Raw genomic sequence first — 11,863 nt, forward strand, 5'->3', positions numbered from 1 at the left:
TACCTCGGCGCGCCGCCGGCGGGGCAGGCGCTGGCTCGATGCGGGTCGCCAGGTCAGCGCCGTCACCGCCGTCGAGGGCGCCCTGGGGAGCGCCTCCGGGCGCCAGGATACCCGAACGCCGCGCGCCGGGGCTGGCTCGCGCGGCCGGGCGCGCTGGATTGCGGTCGATGGAGCGGGCGTGGTACGTGTCGCTGCATGAGGCCCGGGGGCTCCTTGCTCTTCCTCGCCTGCGCGTGCGCGTCCCTCGCCTGCGCGTGCTCCGAACCGGCGCGCCCCGCCGCGGGCCCCCGGACGGCCGGCGACGCGAGCGCGCAGCCCGCTCCCCCTCGGGCCCGCATGTTCGCCCCGGCCGAGCTCGAGCGGGTGGCCCGCATCGCCGCCGCGCGCTGCAAGAAGGCGAACGCGCCGTCGGACGCGACGTGCCTGCTCACGCAGGCCTCCACCTTCCTGAGGTACCCGCCCGGGGATCCCGATTGCCGCTACGTCGCCGGGACGGCGCTCTCCGTCGCCGAGTGCTCGGAGTTCGAGGAGGGCTGCCTGAGCGTGGACCCCGGGGATCTCGTCCGCCAGCTCGACGCGTTGCAGGACGTCGGCAAGGACTGCCAGCGCGACCCGACCGACGCCGAGCAGGCCGCGGTGCTCAAGCTCGCGGGCGCGAAGTGACGGGCTGGAGCCCTGGTTGAAGAGAGAGAGAGGGAACCACAGAGGCACAGAGGGCACAGAGGGGAGAGAGATGATGCGTCTCATCTCTCCCTCTCTCTTTCTCTCCTCTGTGGTTCAAATTCTCCTCTCCGTCTCTTTCTCTCCTCTGTGCCCTCTGTGCCCTCTGTGGTTCAAACTCTCCTCTCCCTCTCGCCGCCCCGGCGCGAACGTGCCGGGGCCGCATCGCGCGAACGAACCGTGGTAGCCTCGCCCCATGAGCTCTCCCGCGCGCGACTACGTGGCGATCAACCTCGCGAACTGGAACAGCCGCGTGCCGATTCACGCGCAAGGCTACGAGCTCCCCAGGTTTCGCGAGGACCCGCGGCACCTCTCGGCGGTCGTCGCGTTCGATCGCGCGCGGCTCGGCGACGTGCGCGGCCTCGACGTCGTCCATCTCCAGTGCCACATCGGCACCGACACGCTGTCGCTCGCCCGGCTCGGGGCGCGCATGACCGGCCTTGATTTCTCCGAGCCGGCGCTCGTCGTGGCGAGGCGGCTGGCCGCGGACTGTCGCGCCGAGATCGACTACGTGTGCAGCTCCGTCTACGACGCTGTGGCGGCGCTGGGCGCCGGGCGCTTCGACGTCGTGTACACGGGCGTCGGCGCGCTGTGCTGGCTGGACGACATCCAGCGCTGGGCCGCCACGGTCGCGGCGCTGCTGAAGCCGGGCGGTCGCCTGTTCGTGCGCGAAGGGCACCCGATGCTGTGGTCGCTCTCCGAGCCGCGCCCGGACGGCCTCCTCGTCGTGGAGTATCCCTACTTCAACGTCGAGGGCGGCACGCTGTTCCACGAGAAGCAGACGTACGTGCCGCACGAGGGAGAGCTCGCCTCGCCCGACTCCATCTCCTTCAACCACGGCCTCGGCGAGATCATCTCCGCGCTCCTCGCGGCGAACATGCGGTTGACCGACTTCACCGAGCACGACTCGGTCCCCTGGAATCCGCTCGGAGACGCCATGGTGGAGGACGCGCGCGGCGAATGGCGGCTCCGCGAGAAGCCGGAGCGCCTCGCCGCGAGCTACACCTTGCAGGCCGTCAAGGGCTGAGCCGGCGAGGCGCCGGCGCTGTCACTGCGGCGGGGCCTCGGCGAACTGCGGCAGGTCGCCCGTGATCCGGAACCAGCTCGCCCTGGAGCCGACGAAGATGTGGGCTGCGGGGCGGATGCCGGGATCGGTGTCGAGCGTGCCCGCGGGCACCACGGCGAAGCTGCGCTCGGGTGACAGCCGCGGCGCCGCGCCGCCGCAGCGCGTGCAGAACGCCACGGTGAAGAACCGCGCCTCGGGCACCTTGTAGCTCGCGACCTGCGCGTCGCCGCGGACCCAGCGGAACCTGTCCAGGGCGACGAAGACGTTCGTCGCGTGCGCGGCGCTGCGCCCGCGACGGCAGCGCGAGCAGTGGCAGTTCATCATGCGGATCGGCGTGCCGTGGAGCTCGAAGGCCACGTCGCCGCACAGGCAGCTCCCCTGGGTGACGCCCTCTCTGGGCGGGGCAGCGGGGCGCGCGACGACCGGCGCCTGGATCTGGGGCGGCCATTCCTCGAACTGCGGCAGGGAGTCCGTGATCGTGTACCAGGGCGCCCTGGAGCCGACGAACTGGTGGAGCTGGGGCTCGATGCCGAGATCGCCATCGAGGTTGCCGGCATGGACAAGGGCGAGCTGCCGCTCTGGCGCGAGCAGCGGCGTGGCCGAGCCGCACGTCGTGCAGAAGGAGCGATGCTCGCTCGCGGACGACGCCCGGATGGCGTCTTCGCCGGCGACCCAGCGAAACCCCGAGAGCGGCGCGACAGCGGCCGTGGCGAACGCCGTGCCGTGGAACTTGCGGCACATCGAGCAGTGACAGTGCAGCATGATCTGGAACGGACCGTCGATCTCGTAGCGGACCGTTCCGCATAGACACGCGCCCTTGTTCATGATCGTACCTCCCGTTCTCGTGCGTGATCCGTGTGCGCCGGAGCGATGACCCGGGCGCGCACGTTAGCACGGCGGCGGAGGCTTCGAGGCGACGTGCCCGGCGGAGGAGCCCTCAACGGGCGGGTTGCCAGAGCTCGATGGGGTTGCCGGACGGGTCCTCGAGCAGGATCTGGGAGCCGCCGACCCCGCTCACGATGTCGTTGCGGAACCGCAGGCCGGCCGCGCGGAGCCGGGCCACCGCGGCGGCGAGATCGGCCACGGGCAGTTGAAAGCGGTTCCAGCCGCCGGGGACAGGCTGGCGCCCGTCGGGCATCGGCCGCGCGCCGGAGCTGCCCTCGCCGCTGAGCAGGAGCCGCAGGTCGCCGCGGGTGACGGCGGCGAACGCGGGGCGGGCGTCGGTCTCGAGCGCGAAGCCGAGGTGAGTCGTATAGAAGGCGATGGCGGCGTCGACGTCATCGACCATGTAACGTACGCTGACCGTGCTCATGGGTCTCGGTCCTCCTCGCGGTGACGTGCTTGATGAGGTGGCGCAGCCGGACACCAGCGTCAGCCACAGGATCGACAGGGCCCATGACGCCGTCCTGGCGAGAGATGATCTTCTGTCGAAGGGCATGGGATGGCGCGTCCTCCGTTCCTCGATGGACACGATATCTGCGCGCGCGTGGATGACCACCCGGGGCGCGGGCAAAGCATTGTCAACCACAGGTTAACGACCTATCCTCGCCGCCGTGGACCTCTTCTCCGGCGTGCTGCCGTTCGTCTGCGTGGCGGAGGCGGGGGGGTTCCGCGCGGCGGCCGCGCGCCTCGGCGTCACGGCCGCCGCGGTGAGCAAGTCGGTGGCCAGGCTGGAGGCCGAGCTCGGGGTCGTGCTCCTCGAGCGCTCGTCGCGCCGTGTCGCGCTCACGCCCGAGGGGACGGTGTTTCTCGAGCGCTGTCGCGCGGCCATCGCGCAGCTAAAGGCGGGGCGCGAGCAGGTCGCCGGGGCGCAGCGGGAGCCGCACGGCACCCTGCGCGTGACGTTGCCGCCGGTGCTCGGTCGAAGCGTCCTGCCGGTCGTCGCGCGGCTCTCGGCGCGTTACCCGCGCCTGTCGATCCGGCTCATCGTCACGAACCGCCTCCTGCCGCTCGCGGAGGAGGAGATCGACGTCGCGCTGCGCATGGGGCCGCTCGACAGCTCATCCCTCATCGCGCGCGCCCTGCGGACGCCGCGCTGGATCACCGTCGCCGCCCCGGCCTACCTCGCGAGCCGGGGGGCCCCGACCTCGCCGGCTGACCTCGCGCGGCACGAGTGCATCAAGTTCGTGCTGCGCGGCAAGGTCGTCGAGTGGCGCTTCCGCGCCGGCGACCGCGACGTCGAGATCGCGACGCCCTCGCGCATCCTGCTCGATCAAAGCGATCTGCTCCTGGACGCGGTGGTGCAGGCGATCGGGGTGGCGCAGGTCCTCGATTTCATGGCCGCGCCGCTGCTCGAAGCGGGGCGCATCGTGGAGGTGCTGGCGCCGCACGCGATCGAGGGGCCGCCGCTTCACGCGCTCACGCCGGCGCGCCGCGCCTCGGTCCCGCGCGTGCGTGTCTTCCTCGACGCGCTCGGCGACGCGCTCGGCCGCGGCGGCCACGTCCCTCGTGGCTCGCCGAAGATCCGCGCCTCGGGGAGCTAGCTCTGGAGCCCGCATGGACCCGCAAGACGCCGAAGACACCTCCGTTCCCGCCTCGCAGTTGCAGCGGCTCCGCCGCGACGTGCGCTGGCTCAAGATCTACGCCGTGCTGGGCGCGCTGGCGCTCGACTATCCCAACTACGACGCGATGGGGCTGGTGACGCGCATCAGCCCCGACGGCGCCGACGCGCTGGCCGGCTTCCTCATCAACTCGCGTACGCCGCAGGACCTGGACGTGATCGCCGCCGGCAAGGTCGTGCAGCGCCGCATCGCCATCGAGAACCACAACGAGGACGCGCGGATCGTCCTCTCCGACCCGCAGGGCCGCGAGCGCATCCGTCTGGGCGTGGACCGCGACGGGCAGGCACGCATCCAGATGCTCGACGCAGAGGGCAAGGTGACGTTCCAGGCGCCGCAGTGACGCGGCGGGATCGTCGGGCGTGTCGACGTGCGAGGCTGGCGACACGACGCCGCCCTCCGGTACGGGCGCCGCGCGCATCAACGACGCACGTGCTATGCAGTCGGCGTGCGCGCCCTCCTTCCGTCGCTCCTCCTTGCCTCGGCGTGCACCCCCGCAACGCCTCCCTCGCCCGGACCCGCGCCCACGCCCGTCGCGGCCGCGACGCCCAGCCCCATGGAACCCGTGCCGGGCCGTCCCGTCGCCTTGCCCGCGGAGTTCGTCGCGGACCGCATCTTCGTCCGCCCTGTCATGGTCGACGGGCGACCCTTGCGCCTCTACACGGACACGGGCGGCGGCACGCAATTCCTCCATGCGCCGGTGGTGGAGCGACTCGGGTTCACGCTCCGCTCGATCGAAGCGGATGGGGAGGAGCTCTCCCTCACGCCCATTCCCGCATGGCGCGCCGAGGCGAGCATTCCACGGCCGCTCGCCATTCACCAGCCTCCCGAGCTGAAGACGCATTACCTGGTCCTCGACGAGGCTTTCGACGAGGCGGACGGATTCCTCGGCCAGGGCTGGTTCGGCGGGCGCACGTGGACGTTCGACTATGCGGCGCGAGAGCTGCTCTGGCGCGCCGCGGGGGATCTCCCCGCCCACACGCCCTCTGACGCGCTCCCGCTCCATCTACCCCGCGCCCAGGATGGCCTGCCCACGATGCACTTCGGTCGCGTCACCGTGCTGGTCGACGGGGAGCCGATCGACCTGCTGTTCGACACCGGCGCCACCCTGACCCTCACGCCCGAGGCGCTCGCTACCCTGGGCGACGGCGGTCCCGCGACCCGGGGAACGAGCTTCATTGCGCGCAACGTATTCGAGCGCTGGCGCTCCCGCCATCCAGAATGGCGCGTCGTCGACAAGGCCGAGCGGCGTACGGGCTTTGCGATCATCGAGGTCCCCAAGGTGTCCATTGCGGGCCACGAGGTGGGCCCGGTGTGGTTCACCTTCCGCAAGGACGAGAGCTTCCATGCGTTCATGTCCTCGATGATGGACGCCAAGGTGGAAGGTGCGCTCGGGGGCAGCGCGCTGCGCTACTTCCGCGCCACCGCGGATTTCGCTCAGGGGAAGGTCGTCTTCCAGCGCCCGTGAGCGATGGAGCGTCGGGCTCCACGAAGGGCGAGCGCGCTACGGCCGTCGTAGCTCGCGCTCACGCGTTCGCGCCGGGGCGGCGAGAAGGAGAGGAATTGGAACCACAGAGGCACAGAGGGCACAGAGGAGAGAGAGGGGAGATGAATCTTCATCTCTCCTCTCAACAAGGGATCCAGCCCGTCACTTCGCGCCCGCGAGCTCGAGCACCGAAGGGCTGAGCCGGCGAGGCGCACCGGCGCTCTCACGGCGCGGCGGGGGCGTGTCCTTCCGGGGGCGTCGGCTTCTACAGGCGAGCGCCCGCGGCGCGCGGCAAGGCGCGCCGCGGCGCCTCGGTGTTTCAGGCGAGCACGTGGTAGTTGATCCTGTAGGTCGTTTCGGTCGCGAGCGCCGCTCCGTTCGTCGCCCAGGCTACCTTGAAGGATCCGCTGCTCGATGCGCTGATGCGCGCCTGCGCCGTCGCCGCCCAGGCCGCGTCCCCGTCGGCGAGCGTCGCGATGACGACCGGCGCGTTGCCCGTCGCGTAGTCGCTCCCCACGAAGGTGACGATGACCGAACCCGAGCTCGACGTATCGGCAGTGCCTGTGGTCAGCTCGATCGTCCCGGCGACCTGGGTGGAGCCGTCCACCAGGGCAACGCTCCCGTCCGTGCCGAGCTCCGACGGCTCTCCCAGGCTCACGCCCGGGGCGCTCGTGCCGGCGCGGCGGCTCGTCTTGATCGCCGTGAAGACGGCCGCCTGCTCGAACCGGCTCCCGGCGGTCTTGTCGTACACCGATCCTGCCGTGTCCTCGCTCGGAAGGTAGTCCGCGTCGATCTCGGAGACCTGCGGAAAGCACACGGCCACCTCGCCCCGGAGCCGATCATAAAAACCGGGGTAAAAAAGCAGGCTGTAGGTGTGCCCGGAGATGATGCCATTGCTCACGAGCTTGTACTTCTTCCACTGGTGGCCGAGGTTGACGGTGAACAGATTGCCCGCCGTCGTGTTGTCCGTGATGTCGCGGAGCGCCACCACCATCGTGGAGATGTCCGGCGACGAGGGGTCCGGCGTCGATCCGGCCGGGATCCTCGCCCAGAAGGTGATGAACAGCCGCGTGCCGGTCGGCAGCGCGCCGGAGGGATTCACGATATCGACGGGGCTGCGGATGTACTGGCTGTTCGTCGTTCCTCCCAGCGTGAGCTTGAACGCGCGGGTGGTGCCGAACGGATCGGCCTCCCCCGGGGTGACGACGATGCCCCCGTTCTTGAGCCACGCACCGAGCTGCTCCGACTTGTGTACCCGGTTGATGAGGTATCTGGTCTCCACCTGGCGCGCATCGCCGTTGACGACATCGAGCGCGGACCCGGGCCTCGGCCGGGTGACCGTGAACTCTCGGCCCTCGTTGACGAACTCCCTGTATCCGCCGCCGAGCGGCGGGACGACGTGATTGTCCGAGAAGGTCGACCCGCCGTAGATGGCGTCGACCCGGCTCTGGGTGTCCTTGATGAGGTTCGCGTAGTTCACGAAGGTGTTCTGGCTGATGTCGTGCAGGAACCCGGGGTTATCGAGCTCGATCGCGAACGTCTCCGCCGAGGTGACGACGCCGCCGCTCGCCGATGCGTCCGGCGTCGTGAGCGCGTACTTGAACGTGGCATCAGTGACCTCGGTGACCTTGAAGACGCCGTTGAACTGCGGCTGGTTCACGCCGGTGATCGTCACCCAGTCGCCGGCGACGAGGCCCTGGGTGGGCTTGTCGCTGACGCCCGCCGTCTTGAGGGTGACGGTCACGACGTTCGTCGACGCCGACACCGACGCGATCACCCTCGCGCCGCCCAGGAACAGATTGCCGCGAACCATGAGCGGTCCGCCGACGGTCGTCAGGTCCTCGGCTCCTCCCGACCTTCCACGGATCTTGATGCGGACACGATCCTTGTTGAAATTCTCTCTCTCGCTCGCGAATCTGTTGTCCAGGATCCAGCTGTACCCGCCGGCCTGGCGGCCCGTCCCTTTGTCGCTGCTGGGTACGAGGAGGATGTCCGGCTCCGCCACGGTGTCGCCGATCCCCGCTCGGAAGAAGTAGTTGTTGACGACGCGCACCGAGGGGCCGAGCAGCGTGAGCGTCGGGCCGCTACTTGAGCTGTACGGCGCCTGGAAGAACCAGTTCTCCTTGATGGACCCGTCCCCGTAGAGCCCGATGTGGACGGAGGACGCGTTCAACTTGAACTGATTGCCGTGGATCCGGTAGACGTAGACGGAGTCGCCGAGGTCGATGGCGGTGCCGCCGAAGTTCTGGATCGCGTTGTGCTCGATGCGAATCAGCCCATCCTGGAAGTCGATCGTCGGGAACGAAGGCGTCCTGACCATCGTGCTGCCGCTGACGACCGCGGTCCCCGAGTTGCCGCCGTCGAGCGTCATTTGCTCGACGACGAAGACAGCTCGGCCGCGACCGATGGTGCCGGTGAAGTTGCCCGTCAGCTGGAACAGGGCGCCGTTCTCGATCGTCGTCGTGAACGTCGAGGCGTACGGGTCCAGGCCGACGACCGTGAAGTTCGGCCTCGAGGAGCCGCAATGTGTCGTGTTCGGCTGGATGTCGAACATCGGATCGGCGAACGTTGGCGGCGAGGAGGCGCTCGCCTTGGCCGTGTAGGTGGCCGCGCCGATCAGCAGCGTGACCGGTCGATCCACGACGATGGGCGCGGTGACCTCCACGTTCCCGGTGATCCCCCGCGCGTCGACGACGCCGCCCGTGCACGGGAGCGCGAGGATCGCGTTCCTTATCTGCTCGCCCGCGTTCGCGCCCGGCTGCTCGCTCGCGTGCACCGTCGGCGCCTTGGCGGGGCCGAACATACGCTGTTTGAAGATGTGGTCCGTGCCGGTCGACGTGAGCACCCATTCGGTGTTGGCGTACAGCGTCCCTTCGGGGCCCACGCAGACGCTCATCCCCGGGATGAAATCGCCGAGAACGGCGGCGTCCGGCGCCCGCGCGAGCGTGACGTTCGGCGGAGCGACGGACTGCACGTACCAGATACCGTTCTGCGACGCAGCGAATTGCGCCATCAGCAAGACACGATCGTTCAACGCGAGCGTCACGCCGTTCTGCACCTGGGATGTCGTGGCGTTGACGTTCGTTGGGATGCAGATCCTGACCGGCTCTTTCCAAGCGCTCATGGAGGTCCTCTCTGTCGGTTCGACCGAACTCGCCTGGATCGCGGCATGAGCGGTCGCGCCGCCCAGGCCTCCTGATCCGACCGTTCGATTCGAATCCGATCCATCATGACCATGAGGGCTGTGCAGCGCAAAGCGCTCGGGGACGTTCTGTGTCACACCACAAGCTCGGCGATCGCTCGCGCACGGCGACCTGAACGCATCGATCACGTCAATGGCAATGCGTCACGTCAATGGCAACGCATCGATCTCGGCGGGCCGTCGAGGCGCGGGATCCCTGACGCACGGAACCGGCGAGGTCGTCAGCGGCGATCCTCTTCTGTGCTGGCTATGGCGGGATCTGCGCGTGCGGATCAGAGCTCGGAGACGACGCTCACGATGGCCCCGGTGATGCGCGACAGGTCTTCCGGCGCGATGACGTACGGCGGCATCGTGTAGACGAGCTTCCCGAACGGCCGCAGCCAGACGCCGCGCTCCACGAACGCCGGCTGCACGCGCGCCATGTCGACGGGCCGCTTGAGCTCGACGACGCCGATGGCGCCGAGCACGCGCACGTCGGCGACCGCGTCGAGCGCGCGGCAGGGGGCGAGCTCGCGGCGGAGCTGCGCCTCGATGGCCGAGACGCGCGCGCGCCACGGCGAATCGAGCAGCAGGCGGACGCTGGCCAGCGCCGCGCTGCAGGCGAGCGGATTCCCCATGTACGTCGGGCCGTGCATGAACGCGCGCGGCTCGCTCCCGGCGATGGTCTCGGCCACCCGCTCCGTGCAGAGCGTGGCGGCCAAGGTCATGGTGCCGCCGGTGAGGGCCTTGCCGAGGCACATGATGTCCGGCGCGATGGCCGCGTGGTTGCAGCCGAACAGCTCCCCGGTGCGGCCGAAGTTCGTCGCGATCTCGTCGAGGATGAGCAGCACGCCGTGGCGGTCGCAGAGCGCGCGCAGCTCGCGCAGGTACTGCGGGTGGTAGAAGCGCATCCCGCCGGCGTTCTGCGCGATCGGCTCGAGGATGACGGCCGCGACCTCGCGCGCGTGCTGCTCGAGCAGCGCGGCCATGCTGCCAAGGGCGTCCGGCGACCACGGCGCGTCGAACGCGGGGCCGGGCGCCGCCGCGAACAGGTGCTGCGCGAGCGCGCCGCGGAAGAGGTGGTGCATGCCGCCCACGGGATCGGTGACCGCCATCGCGCCGAACGTGTCGCCGTGGTAGCCGCCCAGCACGCTGACGAGGCGGCGCTTCTCGGGCTGCCCCTGCGCGATGAAGAACTGCAGGGCGAGCTTGATGGCCACCTCGACCGACACGGATCCGGAGTCGGCGAGGAAGACGCGCGTCAGCGGCTCGGGCGTCATCGCGACGAGCGTCTCGCACAGCGCGACGGCGGGCTCGTGGGTGAGCCCCCCGAACATGACGTGGCTCATCCGCCCGAGCTGGTCGCGGACGGCCGCCGTCAGCGCCGGGTGCCCGTAGCCGTGGATGGCGGCCCACCACGAGGCCATGCCGTCGACGAGCTCGCGCCCGTCCGTCAGCGTGAGGCGGACGCCCTCCGCGCGCTCGACGGCGAACAGCGGCGCGCTCGAGATGGGCGCGGCGTAGGGGTGGATGACGCAGCGGCGGTCGCGCGCGACGAGATCATCTCGACGGGTCACGGAGCTCTCCTCTGGCCTTTCGGGCCGGCGGGGCGCGGGCCTGTCCGAGCGGCTCGCCCCGCGGGGGGGCGGCGCGCGGGGAGGAGGGGTCGTCGGAGCTCGACCGATCGCCAGGGCATCGCGACGCGTCTAGCCCAGAACGCCGGGCGCCACCAGGCTCCGTACGATTTCGCGATCGGGCCGTAACGTTCGGGCCCCCTCCGAGACTGTGCATGTAGCGGGACGAGCCGCCGCGGCGCCGGGGACGAGCCCGGGCGCAGGGGCGCGCGTGTCCGTCGCACGTCGGAACACCGATGACGTCGCGCTCGAGGAGAGCCTTGCGACGATGAGGAGACATCCATGAACGGTCTGCTTCGCAATGTCTTGCGGTTTGGCACCATGATCTCGGCCGCGGCGCTCCTGTCGTCCGCGCTGCCCGGCTGCGGGGGCGGCGATGCGGACGGCGGCGCGGGGGGCGACGGCCCCCAGGGGTCGGACAGGAACACGTATGTCCTCGTCCACGGCGCGTTCGTCGGCGGCTGGGCCTGGGACAAGGTGGTGCCGCTCCTCGAGGCCGGCGGCAACGAGGTGATCGCCCTCGATCTCCCCGCGCACGGCGACGACGCGACGCCCCTCGCCGACGCGAGCCTGCAGGCCTACACCGATGCCGTCGTGGAGGCCATCGACGGCGCCTCGCGCCCGGTCGTCCTCGTCGGCCACAGCATGGGCGGCATCGTCGTGAGCCAGGCGGCCGAGCAGCGGCCCGACAAGGTGAAGACGCTCGTCTATCTGACAGCGTTCCTGATGAAGGACGGTCAGTCGCTGAGCCAGGAGTGGGCCGACGACCAGGGGGCGGCGATCAAGGCGTATGCTGTCCCGTCGAGCGACGGCACGTCGCTGACGTTCAAGGAGGGGTGGGCCGAGAGCGCCTTCTGCCAGGATTGCTCTCCGGAGGACATCGAGCGGCTCGAGGGCCATTTGCGCGAGGAGCCCGCGAGGCCGTTCGACGAGCCCATTCACGTCACGGAGGAGCGGTGGGGGAGGGTCCCCCGCGTCTACATCGAGGCGCTCCAGGATCTCGCCATCAGCCCTGCCGAGCAGCGGCAGCAGTACACGGCCTTGCCTTGCGAGAAGGTCGTCTCGCTCGACGCGGGCCACGCTCCCTTCCTGACCAGGCCGAACGAGCTCGCAGAGGCGCTGCGATCGCTGTGATCCGGCCGGCGCCCGTCGTCTTCGACGGGCTCCATGGGACGCGCCGCCCCGGCGTCGATTGATGCGGGGCCGGGCGGCGTGGTA

The 11,863-nt window shown here is 70.2% G+C and carries 10 protein-coding genes; 6 read left to right on the top strand and 4 right to left on the bottom strand.

What is annotated here, in order from left to right; all coding sequences use genetic code 11:
* The first annotated feature begins 336 nt into the window (after window positions 1–336).
* Complete coding sequence (locus WMF24_RS04020; protein ID WP_437735013.1) at window positions 337–663, top strand: hypothetical protein; 327 nt, start codon at window positions 337–339, stop codon at window positions 661–663.
* A 253-nt stretch (window positions 664–916) separates the two neighbouring features.
* Window positions 917–1,747 (top strand): class I SAM-dependent methyltransferase, encoded by an 831-nt coding sequence (locus tag WMF24_RS04025; RefSeq protein ID WP_437735014.1) that lies wholly within the window; start codon window positions 917–919, stop codon window positions 1,745–1,747.
* A 21-nt stretch (window positions 1,748–1,768) separates the two neighbouring features.
* Here WMF24_RS04025 and WMF24_RS04030 read toward each other — a convergent pair whose 3' ends face one another.
* Both WMF24_RS04030 and WMF24_RS04035 read right to left on the bottom strand, forming a co-directional pair.
* Complete coding sequence (locus tag WMF24_RS04030) at window positions 1,769–2,611, bottom strand: GFA family protein (protein WP_437735015.1); 843 nt, start codon at window positions 2,609–2,611, stop codon at window positions 1,769–1,771.
* A gap of 112 nt (window positions 2,612–2,723) precedes the next feature.
* Entirely contained in the window at window positions 2,724–3,098 is a 375-nt protein-coding gene (locus WMF24_RS04035; RefSeq protein WP_437735016.1) for a VOC family protein, read from the bottom strand.
* Window positions 3,099–3,339: 241 nt separating this feature from the next.
* Here WMF24_RS04035 and WMF24_RS04040 point away from each other — a divergent pair, with 241 nt between their 5' ends.
* The 3 genes from WMF24_RS04040 to WMF24_RS04050 all read left to right on the top strand — a co-directional run bounded on the left by WMF24_RS04040 (window position 3,340) and on the right by WMF24_RS04050 (window position 5,812).
* Window positions 3,340–4,269, top strand: coding sequence for a LysR substrate-binding domain-containing protein (locus WMF24_RS04040; RefSeq protein ID WP_437735017.1), 930 nt, complete (start codon window positions 3,340–3,342; stop codon window positions 4,267–4,269).
* A gap of 13 nt (window positions 4,270–4,282) precedes the next feature.
* Window positions 4,283–4,687, top strand: a complete 405-nt coding sequence (locus tag WMF24_RS04045; protein ID WP_437735018.1) for a hypothetical protein — start codon at window positions 4,283–4,285, stop codon at window positions 4,685–4,687.
* A 222-nt stretch (window positions 4,688–4,909) separates the two neighbouring features.
* Complete coding sequence (locus tag WMF24_RS04050; RefSeq protein ID WP_437735019.1) at window positions 4,910–5,812, top strand: hypothetical protein; 903 nt, start codon at window positions 4,910–4,912, stop codon at window positions 5,810–5,812.
* Between the two features lie 337 nt (window positions 5,813–6,149).
* Here WMF24_RS04050 and WMF24_RS04055 read toward each other — a convergent pair whose 3' ends face one another.
* Window positions 6,150–8,954 carry a hypothetical protein gene (locus WMF24_RS04055; RefSeq protein WP_437735020.1) on the bottom strand — a complete coding sequence of 935 codons (2,805 nt, stop codon included), beginning with the start codon at window positions 8,952–8,954 and terminating at the stop codon, window positions 6,150–6,152.
* Between the two features lie 350 nt (window positions 8,955–9,304).
* Complete coding sequence (gene bioA, locus WMF24_RS04060) at window positions 9,305–10,588, bottom strand: adenosylmethionine--8-amino-7-oxononanoate transaminase (RefSeq protein ID WP_437735021.1); 1,284 nt, start codon at window positions 10,586–10,588, stop codon at window positions 9,305–9,307.
* 339 nt (window positions 10,589–10,927) lie between these two features.
* Here bioA and WMF24_RS04065 point away from each other — a divergent pair, with 339 nt between their 5' ends.
* Window positions 10,928–11,779 (top strand): alpha/beta fold hydrolase, encoded by an 852-nt coding sequence (locus tag WMF24_RS04065; RefSeq protein ID WP_437735022.1) that lies wholly within the window; start codon window positions 10,928–10,930, stop codon window positions 11,777–11,779.
* The last annotated feature ends 84 nt before the right edge of the window (window positions 11,780–11,863 follow it).

The sequence above is a fragment of the Sorangium sp. So ce1335 genome (genome assembly GCF_051521615.1).
Taxonomy (GTDB): domain Bacteria; phylum Myxococcota_A; class Polyangia; order Polyangiales; family Polyangiaceae; genus Sorangium.